Origin of the sequence: Sphingobacterium sp. JUb20, assembly GCF_004342035.1 — a bacterium.
In the GTDB taxonomy this organism is placed as follows: domain Bacteria; phylum Bacteroidota; class Bacteroidia; order Sphingobacteriales; family Sphingobacteriaceae; genus Sphingobacterium; species Sphingobacterium anhuiense.
Genome location: NZ_SLYV01000011.1, coordinates 40,275 through 61,303 on the forward strand (window position 1 = coordinate 40,275; position 21,029 = coordinate 61,303).

General features: G+C 37.9%; 18 protein-coding genes. 1 reads left to right on the forward strand and 17 read right to left on the reverse strand.

The genetic code is table 11. The features are described 5' to 3' along the window. Window positions 1-144 precede the first annotated feature (144 nt). From EDF66_RS18445 to EDF66_RS18505, 13 genes are all read right to left on the reverse strand, one after another. Window positions 145-1,158 (reverse strand): Gfo/Idh/MocA family protein, encoded by a 1,014-nt coding sequence (locus EDF66_RS18445; protein ID WP_132844184.1) that lies wholly within the window; start codon window positions 1,156-1,158, stop codon window positions 145-147. A 2-nt stretch (window positions 1,159-1,160) separates the two neighbouring features. Next, window positions 1,161-1,733 (reverse strand): acyltransferase, encoded by a 573-nt coding sequence (locus tag EDF66_RS18450; protein WP_207898680.1) that lies wholly within the window; start codon window positions 1,731-1,733, stop codon window positions 1,161-1,163. Beyond that, window positions 1,730-2,860 (reverse strand): DegT/DnrJ/EryC1/StrS family aminotransferase, encoded by a 1,131-nt coding sequence (locus EDF66_RS18455; RefSeq protein WP_132844187.1) that lies wholly within the window; start codon window positions 2,858-2,860, stop codon window positions 1,730-1,732. The genes EDF66_RS18450 and EDF66_RS18455 overlap by 4 nt, the downstream gene beginning before the upstream one ends. 3 nt (window positions 2,861-2,863) lie before the next feature. Continuing rightward, window positions 2,864-4,057, reverse strand: coding sequence for an L-2-hydroxyglutarate oxidase (gene lhgO / locus EDF66_RS18460; protein ID WP_132844189.1), 1,194 nt, complete (start codon window positions 4,055-4,057; stop codon window positions 2,864-2,866). A 207-nt stretch (window positions 4,058-4,264) separates the two neighbouring features. After that, window positions 4,265-5,362: a lipopolysaccharide biosynthesis protein gene (locus EDF66_RS18465; protein WP_132844190.1), complete on the reverse strand. Its 1,098-nt coding sequence runs from the start codon at window positions 5,360-5,362 to the stop codon at window positions 4,265-4,267. Window positions 5,363-5,366: 4 nt separating this feature from the next. Next, window positions 5,367-7,898: an SLBB domain-containing protein gene (locus tag EDF66_RS18470; protein WP_243656082.1), complete on the reverse strand. Its 2,532-nt coding sequence runs from the start codon at window positions 7,896-7,898 to the stop codon at window positions 5,367-5,369. Window positions 7,899-7,931: 33 nt separating this feature from the next. Beyond that, window positions 7,932-8,792, reverse strand: coding sequence for a glucose-1-phosphate thymidylyltransferase RfbA (gene rfbA / locus EDF66_RS18475; protein ID WP_132844194.1), 861 nt, complete (start codon window positions 8,790-8,792; stop codon window positions 7,932-7,934). 176 nt (window positions 8,793-8,968) lie between these two features. Further along, the gene (gene rfbD / locus EDF66_RS18480; protein WP_243656083.1) at window positions 8,969-9,874 is read right to left on the reverse strand and encodes a dTDP-4-dehydrorhamnose reductase; all 906 of its coding nucleotides are present in this window, start codon (window positions 9,872-9,874) and stop codon (window positions 8,969-8,971) included. After that, complete coding sequence (gene rfbC, locus EDF66_RS18485; protein WP_132844198.1) at window positions 9,822-10,382, reverse strand: dTDP-4-dehydrorhamnose 3,5-epimerase; 561 nt, start codon at window positions 10,380-10,382, stop codon at window positions 9,822-9,824. Before rfbC ends, rfbD begins: the two co-directional genes overlap by 53 nt. Before the next feature lie 115 nt (window positions 10,383-10,497). Further along, the gene (locus EDF66_RS18490; RefSeq protein ID WP_132844199.1) at window positions 10,498-10,848 is read right to left on the reverse strand and encodes a four helix bundle protein; all 351 of its coding nucleotides are present in this window, start codon (window positions 10,846-10,848) and stop codon (window positions 10,498-10,500) included. 136 nt (window positions 10,849-10,984) lie between these two features. Next, a complete protein-coding gene (gene rfbB / locus EDF66_RS18495; RefSeq protein ID WP_132844201.1) occupies window positions 10,985-12,037 on the reverse strand; it encodes a dTDP-glucose 4,6-dehydratase in 1,053 nt (350 codons plus the stop codon). A 152-nt stretch (window positions 12,038-12,189) separates the two neighbouring features. Then, window positions 12,190-12,669 (reverse strand): hypothetical protein, encoded by a 480-nt coding sequence (locus EDF66_RS18500; protein ID WP_132844203.1) that lies wholly within the window; start codon window positions 12,667-12,669, stop codon window positions 12,190-12,192. 438 nt (window positions 12,670-13,107) lie between these two features. Further along, on the reverse strand, window positions 13,108-14,490 hold the full coding sequence (locus EDF66_RS18505; protein ID WP_132844204.1) for a nucleotide sugar dehydrogenase: 1,383 nt from the start codon (window positions 14,488-14,490) through the stop codon (window positions 13,108-13,110). 194 nt (window positions 14,491-14,684) lie between these two features. Here EDF66_RS18505 and EDF66_RS18510 point away from each other — a divergent pair, with 194 nt between their 5' ends. After that, window positions 14,685-15,620 (forward strand): UDP-glucuronic acid decarboxylase family protein, encoded by a 936-nt coding sequence (locus EDF66_RS18510; RefSeq protein WP_132844206.1) that lies wholly within the window; start codon window positions 14,685-14,687, stop codon window positions 15,618-15,620. A 58-nt stretch (window positions 15,621-15,678) separates the two neighbouring features. Here EDF66_RS18510 and EDF66_RS18515 read toward each other — a convergent pair whose 3' ends face one another. The 4 genes from EDF66_RS18515 to EDF66_RS18530 all read right to left on the reverse strand — a co-directional run bounded on the left by EDF66_RS18515 (window position 15,679) and on the right by EDF66_RS18530 (window position 21,014). After that, window positions 15,679-16,809, reverse strand: a complete 1,131-nt coding sequence (locus tag EDF66_RS18515) for a hybrid sensor histidine kinase/response regulator (RefSeq protein WP_132844208.1) — start codon at window positions 16,807-16,809, stop codon at window positions 15,679-15,681. 121 nt (window positions 16,810-16,930) lie between these two features. Continuing rightward, window positions 16,931-17,956, reverse strand: a complete 1,026-nt coding sequence (locus EDF66_RS18520; RefSeq protein ID WP_165902463.1) for an endonuclease/exonuclease/phosphatase family protein — start codon at window positions 17,954-17,956, stop codon at window positions 16,931-16,933. Window positions 17,957-18,001: 45 nt separating this feature from the next. Next, window positions 18,002-19,909 (reverse strand): sensor histidine kinase, encoded by a 1,908-nt coding sequence (locus EDF66_RS18525; protein WP_132844211.1) that lies wholly within the window; start codon window positions 19,907-19,909, stop codon window positions 18,002-18,004. After that, window positions 19,836-21,014 (reverse strand): glycosyltransferase family 2 protein, encoded by a 1,179-nt coding sequence (locus EDF66_RS18530; protein ID WP_132844213.1) that lies wholly within the window; start codon window positions 21,012-21,014, stop codon window positions 19,836-19,838. The genes EDF66_RS18525 and EDF66_RS18530 overlap by 74 nt, the downstream gene beginning before the upstream one ends. Window positions 21,015-21,029: the final 15 nt, after the last annotated feature.

Genomic DNA, 21,029 nt, shown 5'->3' on the forward strand with positions numbered 1-21,029 from the left:
CATTTCTTGCTTTCACAAACCTAGAATATAGAGCAATTATTCGCTAAGGACAATCAAATTGTCTTTTTGTATTATTTTTTAATATTCAGAAAGAATTAATTCCTTATTCCTTCCAATAAAACTTCGAATATCAATAAATTCATTTTATTTATTCATATATATTCTTTCGATTATATCCACCACCTTAAGACCTTCAAGGGCATTTGTAGTTATCATGCTTCTACCTTTTAGTACATCAACTACGTTTTCGATGATATAATGATGGTTAGCAGCAGAGCCTTTATATGCACCATAATCATTTCCTGGATTAGTAGGCGCTAATTCAGGCATCATATAGTCTTTAATATGACAATATTCCACTTCATTCATGTATTGTCCGCCCACCTTAAGCGATCCATTCTCCGCGATCACCGTAATTGAGCTTTCTAAATTTTTATTCCATATTGAAGTAGAGTAATTTAATGATCCCATTCCACCGTTCACAAAGTCAAATGAAACAAAACCCGAATCTTCAAAATCTGTTAGATTTTCGTGATTAAAATCGGCAAATTTAGCTTGTATATTAGTAATATCACCGAAATACCAATACATCAAATCGATGAAATGCGAGAATTGTGTAAATAAAGTCCCTCCATCTAAAGCTTGTTTACCGTGCCAAGATTCCGGTTTGTAATAGCGTTCATCTCTATTCCAATAACAATTTATTTGAACCATAAATATTTTACCCAATCGACCGGAATCTAACAATTCTTTCAACCAAGCCGATGGTGGAGAATATCTATTCTGCATCACACAGAAGACTTGTTTATGTTTCTGAAGCCCTTTAAAAATCAGCTTTTCGGCATCTTGCTTTGTCAATGACATCGGTTTTTCGATTACCAAATGGTGACCAGAGTCTAAAGCTTTCATTCCTTGCTCAGCATGAAAACCATTAGGACTAGCTACGTTGACAACATCGCATTCAATCCCAGATTTAATAAATTCATCTAAGGTTGAAAAAAAAGGAACACTAAATTCTTCTATACCCAGTTCAGAACTTTTCTTAACGTCAATTAATGCAACAAGTTCAGCTTCCTCATTGCGAGAAATCATTTCAGCATGACGTTTCCCAATATGTCCGCAACCTAAAACGGCAAATTTTATTTTTCTCCCCTCCATAATTATTTAATCCGATTTACACAGTTATTTTCCAATTTATATTCTTGTTGGCTTTCTGAACATATAGCGATATTGATTTCGTTAAAATTCAATCGATGTCCATACTCACCTACCCAGCCAATTTGTCGAGCAGGATTTCCAACTACTAAAGCATAATTCGGAACAGTCTTTGTAACAACAGCTCCAGCGCCTATAAATGCATATATGCCGATGTCATGTCCACAAACAATTGTTGCATTCGCACCTATTGAAGCTCCTTTGCCTACATGCGTTTTAGCATATTGATCTCTTCTATTAATTGCGCTGCGAGGATTAATCACATTAGTGAAAACCATCGAGGGCCCCAAAAAAACGTCGTCATCACAAGTCACTCCCGTATATATTGACACATTGTTCTGCACTTTTACATTGTTACCCAAAATGACATTAGGTGAGATAACTACATTTTGTCCAATATTACAGGATTCACCGATAATACAACTCGGCATTATATGAGAAAAATGCCAGACTTTTGTCCCAGCACCGATCTGACAGCCCTCATCTATTATGGCTGATTCATGTACATAATAACTCATGATTTAAAACTTTTAACAGATTCAATAATATAAGATAAGGTTTCTGTATCCATCTCAGTGTGGATCGGTAAAGATAGTACACGGGTACATAGATCTTCACAGATCGGGAAATCTCCTTCACCGAATTCGCTAGTTTTAAAAGCTTCTTGAAGATGTAATGATACTGGATAATATACCATACTTGGCACACCTCGCTCTTGTAAATGTATTTTTAATTGGTCTCGATCACTTTGATTTACTAATTGTAAAGTATACTGATGAAATACATGTGTAGAATTAGCTACACGTACTGGTATCTTAATCCAAGAAATATCTCTAAATGCCCGATCGTAAGTATCTGCAACTCTATTCCTGGCTTCAGAATATTTATCTAAATATTTAAGCTTTACATTCAAAACAGCCGCCTGAATGGTATCTAATCTAGAGTTACAACCTATCACACTGTGATAATACTTCTTAGCTTGACCGTGATTCGCAATCACCTGTAACTTTTTTCCTAACGTAGCGTCATTGGTAAACATTGCACCGCCGTCACCATAACACCCTAGATTTTTAGAGGGAAAGAAGGATGTACAGCCAATATCTCCCATTGTCCCAGCTTGTGCGGTACGCCCGTCAGAAAAAGTATAAACTGCACCTATAGCTTGTGCTGTATCTTCTATAACATATAAATTGAGTTCTTTTGCGAGCTTTAATATTTCTTCCATAGGAGCACATTGTCCATAAAGATGTACAGGAACAATTGCTTTGCTTTTTGGAGTGATCACCTTCTTAATTTCGGTAGCTGTAATCATAAAGTTATCAGGATCAACCTCCGTTAATACAGGCTTTAATTTAAGTAGTCCTATAACTTCTGCTGTGGCGACATAAGTAAATGCTGGCACAATAATCTCGTCTCCAGGCTCCAAATCTAACGACATCAAGGCTATCTGTAGAGCATCTGTGCCATTTGCACAGGGTACTACATATGATGCGTCCAAATAATTACTCAAGCTCATAGCAAAAGTCTTTACTTGAGGTCCGTTAATAAAAGCTGTTTGGTCGATCACCTCTTGAATCCCCTGATCAATTTCACTCTTTATGTTTTCGTATTGACTTTTAAGGTCAACCATTTGTATATTTTTCATTTTCTAAATAGCTAAGTCACTAATTGTATTACCGATAGACAAGCACGAAGTAGCTGCTGGTGAGGGTGCATTGCGTACATGAATAACCTGACCACTTCTAACAATATCAAAATCATCTAACAATACACCAGCACGACTACATGCTTGGGCTCGAATACCGGCACCACCTGCAATCAGATCATTTTCCTGAATTTCCGGAATCAACTTCTGAAGCGCTCTTGTAAATGCTGTCTTAGATAGAGATCTGTACATCTCACCGATTCCGGTCTTACCATATTTAGCAACGACCTTATGAAAGCCAGGCCAAGTCAAAGTCTGAATCAATTCTCCCATATTAATATTAAAGAATTTATAGCCTTCTTTTCCAAAAGCTAATACAGCATTCGGACCTGCTTCAACACCTCCATGAATCATTCTTGTAAAATGCACCCCTAAAAAAGGAAAACTTGGATCTGGGACAGGGTAAATCAAGTGCTTCACCAAATGGTGACGTTCTGGTTTTAATTCAAAATATTCACCTCGAAAAGGAATAATAATGACATCATTATTTTTCTCCGTCATCTTGGTTATACTATCAGAATACAATCCCGCACAGCTTATTACCTTCTGCGTTAAAAATTCGCTTTTATCTGTAATAATATAACATTTCGAACCGTCTTTATTAAGATTAATCACTTTTTGATTAAACAATACTTCACCGCCTAAAGATTCAAAAAGTTCCTTGAGCTTTTTTGCAACAGCCGGATAATCGATTATACCTGTTTGAGGTACTTTAATTGCACGAAGACCAGTGCAATGGGGTTCGATTTCTTTGAACTCCTCTACACTTAAATACTTTAGATCTCGTAATCCATTCTGAATACCCCGATTATAAATATTGTCCAATAGAGGAAGCTCTTCAGTACTTGTAGCAACGATAATCTTTCCACATAGATCGTAAGATATACCATGTTCTTCCGCAAAAGAAATCAGGGATTTATAACCTTCAATACAATTAGTAGCTTTTTTGCTTCCTGGCTTATAATAGATCCCACTGTGGATAACACCGCTATTATGTCCCGATTGATGTACAGCGACATCACCTTCTTTTTCTAAAACGACTATTTTGAGGTAAGGTGACTTCAGCTTCGCCTGATAAGCCGTAGCTAATCCAACCAAACCAGCGCCGATAATAATTAAGTCAAATTCTTTTGTCATTATTTATAACCTTGTATGAACTAACGATCTATATAAAACATGATTCCAGATCGAAAATCAAACCAATGTTCTGTTTAACTATTGTATAATTAAACTTTAAAAGCTTAATATGGTTCATATGGAAAAGACTGCAATGTAAAGAAATCCATCCAATCTAGTTTTTTATATGTTCCATTTACCAAGTACAGAAAAATTTTAATATTCAAGTTAATTTCTTTTTAAAACACCTATATCTTTCAAAATATAGCGAACAGACAAGAAAGAGGTGAATAAAAACATGAAGACAAAACCAAACAATAAACTAAATTTAATTTTACTTACTACCTCTTTTTTTAAAGGAAATATGGGCTCATCTAACTTTTCAATAAGTGGGGACTCTTTCATTAGAGTCAATTTAGACATCTCCAAATTTTGAACAAGTTGACCTAAAATTGCCTTATTTGTTTCAGCAGAAAACTGAGAACGTTGTGTTGGAACAACTCTTTGCGCTTGCCTCGTTGGATTCAGATTAGGGGTCGCATCAAAAACTGAGGCCGCAGCACTAATACTCCCATTCATTACTGCTCGAACAGAATCTGTTTTATGTTGTAAAATATCGATATTATTTAATGATTTTTTTGTTTTAGTTTGTATATAAAAAGAATTGACTTCATTGACAATAGCTTCATTAAATTCTTTAGAAAAAACCTCATCCTCGGATTTAACTTCAGCTTTTATAATTGAAGACTTTTTGTCAAGTGTTCCGACTTCTAAATTATTTTTATTGATAAGAGCAACAACATTATAGACAATACTATCCCTACTTCTTTGTAGTGAACCAAGATTTTTCTTCTTAAAATCAATTTTTAACAAAGCAGGGGTCTTTTCTCTCCATATGTTTCTTATATTATTTATGTCAAAAAAACGATCTATTAACAGTTTCGAGCTATCACTTACCGACCTTTGTAATAAAGCGGCTTCTATCATTTTGCGTGATCTGTACAAATTTAAAAGATTATCACCCTGAAATATTCCACCGCTACCACCACCTAAATCAATACCTACCATAGCGGCCATACCTGCATATTGTCCCAAACTTCCACCTTTATCTCCTGATTCAAGAACAAAAGTTGTAGTAGCAATATAGACAGGCTTCTTAGACCTTGCATATATAAATCCTATTCCCCCTCCAATAAACCCGGCAATTAATAAAATATACCATTTTGAAAACAAATATTTGAACCAATCCTGCATTTTTAAGATTAATTCCTTCAGCGATATTTCATCGTGACGTACTCTGCCTTTTTTATTTTGAACTCCCTCCATCCTTCTAATTACGCAATAATGAAACAATAATAGCCGCTAAGGAAGCGATACCAGTACCTAACCCTACCCAAGCTTGAACGTTCATTTTCTGCCTTGGAGCACGTTTTGGAACTACTATTTCTGCCCCTGGTTTTACTTCAGGATATCCTCCGGACTTGCCTTTAACAGATCCATTAGCATATTGTACAAAAACACGTTTTTTTAATGCATTATCAGTAAAACCTCCAGCTTGATTGACGTAATATTTTAAGCTTTTACCTTTAACATAAACGACATTATTTGGGTTTAACACTTCACCCATTACTTTCACTGTCTCTAACTCCTTGGGTACAGTAATGATATCCCCATCTAACACTAATAAATCTCCTCGTTGATGAGGACTCGCTAGAATTTTATTTAACTCAATACCGACTAAGTCACTTGGTTCAATATCGGGAGTTGAAACACCTTGTTGTGAAACTTTAGCCAAGGCACTATTTTTTGTTTTAAGATCCGAGTCCAATTGACCATCCCCCTTATCAAAATCGTCTAGAGTATCTGTTTCTGTATCTTCACCATTTTGATTACGTCCTTTGCTCAGTGTTCTTTCTAAACGAGCTTTTTCTTTCTTCTCCTCAGCTTTTAATTTGGAAAGGCCAGTTCTTTTTAATGAGGCACCTTCGGTATACGCATAAGAAGTCAATCCTCCAGCACGTTTGAGGATATCAGAAATACGCTCATCTTCTCTAGAAATCGTATATATTCCAGGAAACAATACTTCGCCCTCTACCTTTACTTGTCTTTGTGTTCTGAAACCGGCATCGCCTAACACGGTAATGACATCATACGGTTGCAACGCAATATTTAAATCAGATACAATTCCTTCGTTAATCTCTACGATTATAGTCTGAGATGAAGTAGGATCTGCAACTTCTCTATTATTTAAACGTCTAGCAATTTCAATACGTGCATTTTTTGCTGCTTCATTCAAACCACCTGCTTTTTGAATGAGATCGCCTAACGTTGCATTACTAGCAAAAGGAAAATCACCAGGAAGACGCACTTCACCTTGGACGGTAAACTTATATTCATCTCTTAAATCAAAAATAGAAGCAATTTCAATTTTATCTTCTCTTTTTAACGGAATATCTGTTGCTGTTCCTGCAAGTACTTCACGAACATTGAAATTAATCAATTCTGCCGAATTGTCTGCTCGTAACCGATTGATGATCCCCCTTTCTAAAAAGGCATCTTCACGCACACCATCTGCTTGCTCTAATAACTGCTTCAACGTCATACCTGGCTCCATTCCATATAAACCTGGACGGAATACGGCCCCTAAAATACTGACGCGGTTAGCAAAGCGTTCCAAGATTGGCTCCACAATAAACTGATCACCTGCATTTGGACTGTAATCAGCAAATTGATCGGCGTAAATATCTTTGACACTACGTTCTTTATCCGTCTTTTGCAAAACTTTGACTTTAGCAGTGTATGCATTTTCATTAAATCCACCAGCATATTTAACTAAATCCAATAATGATTCACCAGATACGGTTTCGAATATCGCTGGACGTTTGACTTCGCCTTCAAATTGTACCCGGCTACCATAAACCGGAATATGGATAATATCCTGATCTTGTAAACGGATATTTCCGCGTTGAATGCCATTCGCTAAGAAATCATATAAATCAATGGTCGTAACAACCTGATTGTTACGAACCACCTGAATCTGACGGTAAGTCCCCTTTTCACTAGGACCGCCTGAAGCATATAGCGCATTGAATACGGTTGCTAAAGATGGTAAGGTATATGTACCCGGCTTTGTCACGGCACCGGTTAGTGTAATTCGGATACTACGGATATTACCAATGTTGACATCAACCTGCGTATTACCAGAACGAATAGCTGGGTAAGTACCACTCAAACGTTGTTGGATCTTATTTTTTGCGGCCGAAACTGATAATCCTGAAACATCAACTTTGCCCACATATTCAACTGTAATGCTTCCGTCTGGATTAACTGGCAATTTATATGATGCTTCATTATCTCCTGTAATATCCAATAAAATTTCATCGTCAGGTCCAATAATATAGGAACTTGGAGTTGCCATTCTTAAATTTGGTTCGAAAGTAATTTCACTGTTCCTAAATAAATCGGATCCAAAAATTTTAAGCTTACCGTCATCAATTTTTAAAGAATCCTGACTATTTTTATTACTTTTTAAAGAATCTGTTTGGGATATACCATTTATCTGACGTCCCGCAGTGGAGCGTGTGTTATTTTGGTAATTCTGTACTCCTTTTGGTTGTTGTTTTTTTCTTTTAATCTTTTGCAAGCGGTCTTTCAGCTTTTGAGTTTCAACCGCAGAAACACCTTGTGCACGAGCAAATCCATCCAATTGACCTTCACCATAGCCCATCAATTCAGCACGTTTTACGTACTGCTCAATTTGCGCATCTGTTAAATCGTCAACTTTTATATTTGCTGGATTAGTTTGTGCATGAATCGATCCCAAAAGACTCATCACACACAACAACAATATCACTCTTTTCATTCTAATTTGAAATTTTCACAAAAATAGGTAAATTTATTTAATTGAGAGGCACAGGTATTCACCGTATCCCGATTTACGTAAGGGTTCTGCAATTTTTAACAACTGGTTTTTATCAATATACCCCATTCGATAAGCCACTTCTTCTATTGCTCCAATCTTTAACCCCTGTCTCTCCTCAATAACCTGAACAAACTGTGCTGCCTGCATAAGTGATTGAACTGTACCCGTATCCAACCATGCAGTACCGCGATCAAAAACAGTGACTTTAAGCTTCGATCTCTCCAAATAAACTTTATTGATATCTGTAATTTCTAACTCTCCCCGTGGAGATGGCTTTATTTGTTTTGCAATGGCGACTACATCATTATCATAGAAATATAAGCCTGGAATAGCAAAATTAGATTTGGGTTGCAGTGGCTTTTCTTCGATTGAAATGGCTTTTTTATCTTCATCAAATTCCACAACGCCATATCGTTGAGGATCTGTAACTTGATAAGCAAACACCATTCCTCCTTCAATATCGATACAGGACTGTAATAACTTGGACATCCCTGAGCCATAGAAAATATTATCGCCTAAGATCAACGCTACCTTATCATCACCTATAAATTCTTCGCCCAAGATAAAGGCCTGCGCCAAACCATCTGGACTTGGTTGCGCAATATATTCAAATCGGCATCCAAGCTGCGATCCATCACCCAAAAGTCTTTGGAATTGCGGTAGATCTTGTGGTGTCGAAATAATTAAGATCTCATTGATTCCAGCCAACATTAAAGTGGATAAGGGATAATAAATCATCGGTTTATCATATACAGGCATTAACTGCTTGCTAACAGCCAATGTCATTGGATGTAAACGTGTTCCTGATCCGCCTGCTAATATAATTCCTTTCATTTTTTTGTTTTTTTATATGGTGAGAAGGTGAGATGATAGTGAGAAGGTTAGAATATTGTTAAAAGGTTAAATGATGGTTAGTAGATTAGAAACTTTCTAACGTTCTAACTTCTTAACCCTCTAACTTCTTAACCCTCTAACTTCCTAACTCTCTAACTTCCTAACTCTCTAACTTCCTAACTCTCTAACTGTTTCTTTAAACTATCTTTCCAAAATGGTACTTCCACTCCGAATGTTGCTTTGATTTTCGTTTTATCTAATAACGAATATTGAGGCCTTTTTGCCGGTGTAGGATATGTTGTTGTCGGTATCGCCTGTATCTCACAGTTCAAACCTTTAATATCCCTGATCGCTACAGCAAAATCATACCAGCTGATTTCGCCTTCGTTGCTATAGTGATAAACACCGCCTTTCCATTTACCTGAATTCACAATATCTAAAATTGCCTGTGCTAAATCTTGTGCTGAGGTCGGAGAACCGATCTGATCGTTAATAACAGAAATCGACTCACGCTCGGACAGCAGACGCAGCATGGTTTTTACAAAGTTTTTTCCAAAAGTGGAATATACCCATGAAGTTCGAATGATAATAGCGTCGGGGCACCACTTCTGTATGGCTTGCTCACCTTTTAATTTTGTTGCACCATAAACATTAACTGGATTCACTGGAGCATCCTCTGCCAAGGCAATACCGCTATTTCCATCAAAGACATAATCGGTTGAAATAGCGATCAGTTTTGCATTATGTAAACGACAATATAGCGCAATCTCTTCGCTAGCCAAATGATTAACCTGATCAACAAGCTCTGAATCTGATTCGGCTTGATCAACCGCAGTATATGCTCCGGCATGAATAACGACATCAGGCTGATACATACTCAGAATATCCTGAATAATCATAATGTGGTCCAAAGGAAGCTGTTTTCGATCCAAGAAAAAACATTCTTTCGATACATCCTGATCCAACAGCACTTTCAATTCTTGACCTAGCTGTCCGGATGCTCCCGTAATAACAATACGTTGTTTTTTACTAACCGATTCCATTTTTTTCTTTAAATGCCGTAAAAGATTGCGCTTCTTCATCTTTCACAGAAAGAATCATATCTTCCTGAGGGACCTGCCAATCAATACCTAACTCTCTATCTAACGGATGAACTCCGTCTTCTGCTACTTTGTGATAATGATTATCGCACTTGTAGAAAAATACAGCATTTTCTGATAATACCGAAAATCCATGTAAAAATCCACGTGGAACATACAGTTGTCTCTTATTTTCGGCAGATAGCTCGACTGATACATACTGACCATAAGTAGCAGAACCTGGACGAACGTCGACCGCAACATCCAACACCTTTCCCTCCAAAACACGTACTAATTTTGCTTGCCCATGATCGCCGGATTGCATATGCAATCCGCGAACAACACCATACTGCGATTGGGATTGGTTATCTTGAACAAATGCTGGTTTTGCCCCTACAATCTGTTCAAACTTTTGATCATTAAAGGCTTCAAAAAAGTAACCTCTTTCGTCTTCAAAGACTGTCGGTTCTAAAATAAAACAGCCTTTTAATTTTGTTTCGGTAAATTTCATGGTTTTTATTATGGTTAGAAGGTGAAGAAGTTAGTAGGTTATTAGGTTAAATGGTTAGTAGGTTAAATGATTAGTAGGTTAGTTTCACTTTCTAACAATCTATCTTTCTAACTTTCTACCTATCTAAACTCTTAATCAACTTCGCTAACATACTTTTTATATAATATACTCTTTTAAATATTTCTTCGTCTCGCTTCCAAAAGAAAAGTCTTTCAGCTAGTTCAAGTTGTGTATCCAATTCACTTAAAGAACCCATCGCAATATATAGAAAACGCATAAATTCAGTTTTACCCCTACGTCCAGCTCCCTCAGCAATATTAGAAGGTACTGATACTGAAGATCGTTTTAATTGACTAGTCAGACCAAATAACTCTTCTTTCGGAAATGTAGCTGTTATTTTATACACATCTTCCACAAGAATCATCGACTCCTGCCAGACCTTTAAGTCTTTGTGAGACTCTATCATAATTAACTCTTTAAAGTTAGAAGGTTAGATGATGGTGAGATAATAGTTAGAAGATGAGAAGGTTAGTAAGTGAGAATGGTGTAACTAACTAACTAACTAACTAACTAACTAACTAACTAACTAACTAACTAACTAACTAACCTTCATACTGCTTATCGTAATATTTTTGATAATCTCCGGAAGTTACACTTTCTAACCACTCCTTGTTGTTCAAAAACCAATCGATTGTTTTGGAAAGACCTTCTTCAAACGTTACAGATGGATACCAGCCTAATTCTTTATTAATCTTGGAGGCATCAATAGCATAACGTAGATCATGCCCAGGGCGGTCTTTAACGAAAGTGATCAGCTCCTCTGCTGTACCAGCTGGACGGCCTAATTTCTCATCGACCTGTTTGCATAACTCTTTGACCAAATCAATATTCTGCCACTCATTGAACCCACCGACATTATAAGAACCACCATTCTTACCTTCGTGAAATACCAGATCTATTGCTGTAGCATGATCAATCACAAATAACCAGTCACGAGTATATTTACCGTCACCATAAATCGGTAATGGTTGATTGTTCAGTATATTATGAATACATAATGGAATCAATTTCTCCGGAAAATGATTGGGACCATAGTTATTGGAACAATTGGTCAGTACAATAGGTAAACCATAGGTATCATGATAAGCCCGAACAAAATGATCGGAACTTGCTTTCGATGCTGAATAAGGTGAATGCGGATCGTAAGATGTTTCTTCCGTGAACAGACCTTCTGCCCCTAATGCCCCAAATACCTCATCGGTAGAAACATGATGAAAACGTTTACCTGTAAAATCATCTTTCCAGATCTGGCGCGCAGCGTTCAATAAATTAACTGTACCGATCACATTGGTCATCACAAATGCGGTAGGATCTGCAATAGAACGATCCACATGGGATTCTGCTGCTAAATGAATGACACCATCGGGTTTATATTGTTCGAAAACACGAAACATATCCAAGGCATCGGTAATATCGGCCTTAACAAAAGTATAATTCGGTTTTTCTTCGATATCCCGTAAGTTTTCGAGATTACCGGCATAAGTCAAAGCATCTAAATTAACAATATGATAATCCGGATATTTTGTGACAAAATTTCGTACAACATGCGAACCTATAAAACCCGCTCCACCTGTAATTAGGATTGTTTTATTCATAATATGAGCAAAATATTTCTTAACAGCTTAAAGCCCCTTAACGATAATTAAGGGATTAGCATCAAAAGTAATAAGATTTTATGAACAATCAACCACAGCACCCAAGCAAAACAAGCTAAAATGCGGTTTTCAGCTTATTTTCTTATTAAAAATCAATTTTCCACTTGTTCTTGGTATAAACCAGATATCGGTATGATAACTCGAAAAGGCTTCGTCTTGCCCCCTTCAAAATGTAGTTTCCCGGAAATAGTTGTTAATACCCCGGTCAAGTCTAGGGTGCTAATATCCCGATTCATCAGTTTATAACGGATGGATACTTCAGGATTTGTTAAACTATTGTATTGAAAAGGAAGTGATAAAGACTGATCAAGCTGTATATTGACATCAGGGTGTTTTAAATTGACACTTTTTAGCGTTGCATGCTTCAATTTTTGATCATTGCTGCTGGTATGGATCACAATCACGCCGCTCTTCACACTACGATCGCCGCTGTACTGTCCCGGCCGCTCTTGAAAAAGATAACTGACCGATAAAGCTCCATGCTCCGCTAATCGCTGTTTTGCCTGCTGTGCTGTCCAAAAGTAATAACTGCCAAATAAAAATAATACAATTAAAATAATTACAATAATCATTGTGGGTAAAGGTTAAGGGTTGTAAAATAAAAGAGCATTTATAGTGATCAGTAACGTAGTGACCAGTGACATAGTAACGTAGTGACAAAGTGACCCGTAACATAGTAACTAGTGACAAACACCTACTAACGGTCTAACCACCTCACCTGATAAAGAGTAACACTGTAATGCTCAAAATGGTTTTGCATATAGTAAACATGATTTGCCTATAATAACGTCATGAAATAGAAACATCGTATAGCGATAAGAAGATTATTAATACAATCTTTATATACCAGAATATGATATTTGAACGATGTAAATGTAGGCCTCAAAAGTGAACTGTACTTTCCTTTAAAATTAAGTTTCGATGAAACTAGCAAGACGAAAATGCTTATAAACAAAAAAAGACGCGATAAACGCGTCTTTAATACTGTGATATACTTGATATTGCAACGATTACTCGCCAATAGCATAATATTGAAAACCTAGATTCTCCAATTCTTTTCTATTCAAAATCTTACGTCCATCAAATACAAAGGATGGTTTTTTCATTTTATCTTTTACTTTACTCCAATCATAACACTTAAATTCATCCCACTCGGTCAATATCGAGACAGCATGTGCTTCAGCCAGCGCTTCATAAGGATCGCTGACAACAGTCAATAACCGACGGTTTTCCGATGGAGAACGCGTGCCCAAGTAATCCAAATCACGGTAGATCTGCTCAGCAGACACCTTAGGATCGTAAACAACAATCTCCGCCTCTTCTTCTAATAAATGATCGGCCACATAAATGGCTGCTGACTCCCGCGTATCATTGGTATCTTTTTTAAAGGCCCAGCCTAAAAACACGATTTTCTTACCATTGACCGTATTGTACATGGTCTTAATGATATGCTGTGCAAACCGTTCTTTCTGATGATCATTTAACAAAATGACCTGCTCCCAATAATCGGCCACAGCAGTTAAGTTGTAAGAACGGGCGATATAAACGAGATTTAAAATATCCTTCTGAAAACAGGAACCACCAAACCCGACAGATGCCTTCAGGAACTTAGGCCCAATCCGGGAGTCATAACCAATGGCACGCGACACTTCATCGACATTGGCCCCTGTCACTTCACATAATTCGGAAATGGCATTGATCGAAGAGACACGCTGTGCTAAAAAGGCATTGGCCACTAGTTTGGATAGTTCGGAAGACCACAGATTAGTGGTCAATATACGTTCCCGTGGTACCCAAGCTTCATAGATCTGTGCCAGAGCTTCAATAGCTTCGGCATCTTCACCGCCGATCAGTACACGGTCCGGATGATGCAGATCGGGTATTGCGGTACCTTCTGCCAAAAATTCAGGATTGGAGAGAATATGAAAATTGACACCGTTTCCGGTATTATCCAATATACTCTTCAATGTTGCGGCCGTACGGACAGGTAAAGTAGATTTTTCAACAACAATTTTATCGTCTTTTGCAACTCGTGCAATCTGACGGGCACATAATTCTATGTATTTTAAATCGGCAGCCTGCCCTTTTCCTTTACCATATGTTTTGGTGGGCGTATTGACCGAAATAAAGATCATATCTGCCTCTGCAATCGCTTTGTCAACATCAGTAGAGAAAAAAAGATTGCGCCCTCTGGCTTCACCAACAACCGCATCTAAACCGGGTTCATAGATCGGTAAATTGTTTAAATCTGGATCATTCCACGCATCGATACGAGATTGATTTAAGTCAACAACTGTAATTGTGATAGTAGGATTTTTCTGCGCAATAACCGACATCGTCGGCCCACCGACATAACCTGCCCCGACACAGGCTATTCTCTTAATTTCTCTCATTTATATATATGTAATACAGCATACAACGACCTAAAAGTCTTAACCAACAAAATATAAGGATATTAAAGCAGCTATATGGATGTCGAAATTACTCATTTATTTACTAAATTTCAATACGGAGCGGAATAAATTTGTCAGACAACGGTGAGATCTATATCTTCGTAATGTTCAACTTTTTAGAAGAAAAGAGATCCATGAAAAAGAGAATATTGATAACAGGCGGAGCAGGTTTTATCGGCTCGCACTTATGCAGAAGATTGCTGGATGCCGGCAACGAGGTGATTTCTTTGGATAATTATTTTACAGGATCTAAAGAAAATATAGCTCCGTTATTATCAAACCCGTACTTTGAAGCGATCAGGCATGATGTGACCATGCCTTATTTTATCGAAGTGGACGAAATTTATAATCTAGCCTGCCCAGCCTCGCCGATACATTATCAATTTAATGCGATCAAAACGGTCAAGACTTCGGTGATGGGCGCGATCAATATGCTGGGATTGGCAAAACGGTTAAACATTAAAATCTTGCAGGCTTCTACAAGCGAAGTCTACGGTGACCCGATCATCCATCCGCAAACGGAATCATACTGGGGTAATGTCAACCCCATCGGAATACGCTCCTGCTATGACGAAGGCAAAAGATGCGCAGAAACATTGTTTATGGATTATCACCGCATGAACGATGTTAAAATAAAGATCATTAGAATATTTAATACCTATGGCCCGAATATGCATCCGAATGATGGAAGGGTCGTATCGAACTTTATCATTCAGGCGCTAAACAATAAAGATATTACGCTCTATGGAGATGGTTCGCAGACCAGAAGCTTTCAGTATGTAGATGATCTTATCGATGGTATGATCAAAATGATGGAAAGCCCTGTTGAAACGATAGGTCCCATTAACATGGGAAATCCAAATGAATTCAGCATACGTGAACTGGCAGAAAGGGTGATCGCACTGACAGGCTCCAGATCTAAAATTATCTTTCAGCCTCTACCCTCTGATGATCCTAGACAAAGGAAACCGGATATTGATCTGGCAAAAGCAAAATTAAACTGGGAACCAAAAATCCAACTGGAAGAAGGACTTATAAAGACCATTGCTTATTTTAAAAATCTGTCTTAACTATAATTGCACAGTTTTTCTTACAGATAAACCGTGCATCTTTTACTTAAAAATTAGTTTAGACAGATAAATCGCCGGTACTGAGTTTGACTTTAAAACCAAAACGGGAACCTACATTTTCCTCAGATTCAAAAAAGAATTCACCCTGGTGCGCATGAATAAAATGAGAGACTACCCATAGTCCCATACCCGTACCTTTTTCTCCCATCGCGGTTACCGCATCATGTCTAAAAATCTGTTTGTGCAACTGCTCTTGAGCTGGTGCACTCATACCGATACCGCTATCGATCACCTCTACAACGGCCCAATCCCCATCTTGATGTAAAGTCAGCTTAACAACAGAATCTTCATGACTGAATTTAACTGCGTTGATCAACAGATTTCGGAGTATACTTTTCATAATATCCACGTCAAAAAAGATTTCCAGTCCCTGTTGCAGTTCGAGATCGAGATTGATATGTTTTAAATTTGCAGAAGGCTGAAGTGTCTCAACAACCCCCAATATCAAATCTTTTAAGTGAATTTGCTGCGGTATAAAACTAAGTATGCCAAGACTTGATTTGGTCCACTTTAGTAAATTGTCCAGCACACTAAAAAGTTGCTCGGCAATATCATTTCCGGTGTTGACCATAGCTGAATAGCCATTATTTTCTTCTTCCGCTTTGACCGCTAATATATTAAAGATCATCTTAAGTGAAGAAATGGGACTGCGAAGATCATGTGCTAAAATAGCATACATACTATCGCGGTTTTTAATGGCCGCTTTAAGCTCTTCGGTCTGCTTTGCGATTGTTTCATTGGAAGCTAGTATCCTGATCTGATGCTTGACACGCTGCAGTAGCTCTTTTCTATTAAAGGGTTTTGGAATATAGTCCACGCCGCCACTGTCAAAGCCCCGTACGATATCTTCGGGCGACCGTAAATTTGTGATAAAAATTACTGGAATATGCTTATACAGATCCATTGATTTTAACTGCTGGGTAAGCTCATAACCATTGGTTACACCCATCATCACATCCATAAGAATGAGGTCTATTCTTTCCTTTTGAAGAACTTCAAATGCTACAGAAGCACCGGGCGCAGGAAATACATTGAAAGACTCCCGTTCTAGAATCTCCCTCAATACGTAACGGTTTAGCTCTGAATCCTCAACAATAAGGATATTATAATGTGAAAAATCAATTTCCATAGACTATCTGCAAATACGAAAATACGAACATAAGTAATTTCGTTCTTAAATATAATTATTAATTACCAACGATATTAATCCTTTAATAACATTATCTAACAAAAAAATGAACATGAATGTTTTATTTGATATTAAGATCCACTAAAACAGGCAAGTGGTCACTAAAATCAACATCCCCTGTACGATATTTTAATGCCTGAAAGTTGTCTCCATTAAAAAAAACAAAATCTATACGGAACAACTTCATAAAATAACGGTAGGTGTATCCGTACCCATTGCCAGCCTCACGGAACGCATCTTTCAAATCTCCCTTGATCGTACTGTAACTATAAGAAAAAGGTGTATTGTTAAAATCTCCGCTCATGATCATGGGATAAGGCGATCGGTCCATAATACTCCGTAAGCTATCTACCTGACGTCCCCTGTATCTAAAATTCTGTGAAATCGTGCCTAATGCATCCATCCAATTGCCTTTACTTTCCTGCTGTGGGATCAATGCCCCCTTTACCTGATTCCAGTTTGTCGTCTGCAGGTGATAATTTCCAAGACGGATTTTTTGATTTTTCACAAGAATATCTGCAAATAACGCACAATTAACACGTTCTTCGAAAGACACTGTTCTAACCGAGTCAAGCGGATACTTGCTTAAAATAGCAAGTTGAAGCTGGCCACTTTTTCCGCCCGTAATAACGACATGTGGCATCGTCGTAAAAACACGTTGAAGGGCAGCAACGGAGTGATCTCCGGGAACTTCCTGCAGACAAACGGTATTGACACCGTTCTGTGCTAAATAATCGGCAATCTGTTCCATTGATGATAAATTGTAGATCATTTTAAATTCTTGAACATTGAACGTCGCAAATTTAATATCGACAGATGGTGCTTCTACCGGCGTATTGAACTGGATCTTCTGAGGAAAGTAATGAAAGTTTGCCAAGATTGCTACAAGTGGACAGATACTGTACCAACTTCTTTTATAAAGTGCAATAATTAGAAAAATTACATTAAAAAAGAGCAAAAAAGGTAGGCAGACTCCTAACCATTGGAAAAACACCAGCTTCTGCGGCGGCACAAACAGTGCTAAAAAGGATAGCGAAGTTAGAAGCATCAGGACAACATAAGCCGTTTTAGCAAAAAGTTTACGCAAACGTATAGGTTTAGGTTCCGGGAGGCTGTGCATAGATCAATACGATTATAAACTTTGACTATTTAAGGGAAGCTTTATTCTAAAAGTCGATCCCTTACCTTCTTCAGACTCTACCCAGATCTGACCGTCCATCTGTTCGACAATACTTTTACAGATCGATAAGCCTAGTCCGGTACCTTTATCTAACTCATTGATCTTAAAAAAGCGGTTGAATATAGCTTCTTGCTTATCTTTGGCAATGCCGATTCCAGTATCTTTCACATAAAACTCGATATGATCTTGATGTAATAAATAGCCGACGTGAATCGTTCCACTGGAAGGTGTAAACTTCATGCTATTATTAATGAGATTGACCAAAACCTGCATGACCCGCCCGCGATCTAAATAGGCAACAACTTCTTTTTGAGGTATATCAAAAAAAAGATCGGGTAAGTCGTCGGAAGGACCAAAGCTTAGGGAAAGCTCATTAAAAATTCCGGTAAGCGAAACAGGAGCTGATTCAAATCGTACTCTGCCGGCATCCATCTGCGACATTTCCAGCACATCTGAGACCAAGCGCAGCAATTGGCTACTATTGGCCATCAAAATCTGACCATATTCTTTTCGCAATTCGGGATCAGGAGTTTCAGCGATAATATTCCCAAAACCAATAATAGCGCTCAATGGTGTGCGAATTTCATGATTCATATTGGAAATAAAGGCTGATTTTAATTTTTCAGATTCCTCTGCTGTTTCTTTAGAACGGAGCAACTGTTCCTCATACCTGATCTGATCAGAAATATCGCGCTGGATGGTCCAGACAATATCGTCGCCATTTCCGTTCTTGATAATTAAGGAACTGCATTCGGAACCGATGATATCCATTTCAGGATAGGGAATATCGCACCGGTACTGTAAATAGCCTGAAGATTCTTTTATTTTTTGGAAAAACAATTGCCATTCTTCTTTACTGGTGAAATTTTTTAAGCGCTCATAAACCTTCATATGATCAATTGCCTCTTCTTCGGAGAGACAATTCTGTTGGCGGCAAGCTTTGTTTGCAAAAGCCAGCTGACCATCGGTATGACAGGCAAATATACTGTAAGGTGCATTGTTGACAACTGCTAAAACCATTTCCAGTTCATTGCGGTTCTTCATGAAATCACTCACATTCTGAGAAAAGCCTTCAATGATACAATTGTCATTCTCGCTATATTTGGCATATTTAGTGGTCCGAATATAAGTGATGGGCAGATCGGCAAGTACCATCCGGTATTCCATCGTACTGTATTCGGCTTTGTCGTTATTCACAAAATCGCGCATCTTCTTCCGGTCATCGGAATGAACGGATGCCAGCAGATCATTCATGGTTGTGATTTTCGGTTCCATCAGATTCACTCGCAAAAGATTGGAATAACCGGTGTGCAAAAATTCTTGTTGCCTGACATCAAAACGCCAATGACCGATCATAGCAACTTTACCAACCTCAAGCTGTGCTTTCAATGCTGATTTGAGACGGTGTTTCATATTGCTCCGCTGCGTGATATCACGATATTGGCAGAGAAGATGCTCTTCATCAAATTTATGGATAATAAATTTGAAGTAGTAAGTCTGATCTTCTGTTGGTAAATCGTAATTCAGGTTGGAAGTTTCTCCCGTTTCACGGCATTTCGTAAATTCCAGCGCTAGAAGCTCCGAGGTGGAGGCCGGTAAAAGAGTAAGAAAATTAGTGCCTACCAACTGAATCCGCGAATTAATGATCGGATTGTCGGTCTTAACAATAGCATCGGCACATACATTGTCCTGATCGATCAGGAATAAGGTATCGCTGGTAAGATCTAAGATCTTTTCCAAATATTTTAATTGATGTAATGCTCTTGGCTCCATGCTGTTCGCTAAATTATTTCCGCTGTGATTTCTCCCATCCGCCACGGTGTTGCTCACTCCATAAGTAGTAAATTCCGAATAGGACATTTATATTCATAAATATAAAATAGTAGGGAACATAAAAAAGTTTGGATACATACGGATTTTCTCGCTTCAGATATCCTAAACCTGCGCAAAGGTAAAAGATGACCTGAAGAACAAAAATGATATTAAACACATTTAAATATGAGCTGTATCCTATTCCAATAATAAAGGATAGCGGAAAAAGTGCAAAAAGTGCAAATGGTGTCACGGACCAGCGTAACACCCGATGAGAGATATACTGGAAGCTTAATTTACCATAAGTAAAGACATTCAGTAATGGTAAGAGTCTCTTGATCGATTGCCAACCTCCTGCTGCAATACGTTTTTTTCTTTTTGCCTCTTCCTCCATATTAAGTGATCCTGATTCTACGGCATACGCATCGGGTGTATAGGCAATGCGATAACCTCGTTTCGCAATCCCCATAGACAGCATAAAATCGTCCAACAGGGTATCTTCTGGCATAACGGTAAATAGTGAGGTACGAATAGCAAAAAGTTCACCCGCAGCACCTACCGTAGAATAATACTGAAAATCAAGTTTCTTTAACAGTGATTCATATTTCCAGTAGGTGCCCTCCCCTTTAGAGGATATGGTATCATCATCTGTAAAAGCCACCCTTTTCTCTCCGGATACACAACCAATACTGGGATCGCTAAATTGATGTGCAATGATTTTTAAAGCATCGGTATTCAACAAACAGTTTGCGTCGGTAAAAACCACAATCGGTGTATGGACGGATTGCATTCCATGATTGATAGCGGCGGTTTTTCCTTTTCTGAGCGGGGAATCAATAACCTCTACATCCATGTATTCTCGCAATAACAAAGCGCTATCGTCCGTACTTCCATCAATAACCCAGCGGATCTTTAATTTTTCTGCAGGGTAGAGCAAAGCGCGACAATTAGCCATCTTTGCAGCTATAATCGAGGCTTCATTATAAGCGGTTATAAATAAGGTCAATTCCGGTAATTCGGCTTCTTGATAGGTGTTACAACTTTTATCTCTTTGGTAAGGTTTGTATTTGGCTAAAACAAAAATAAGCATTCCATAACCCACATAGGTATAGAGTACTAGAAAAATACAGCACCAAAAAACAACCTCAAGCATAAGACAGATGTATTT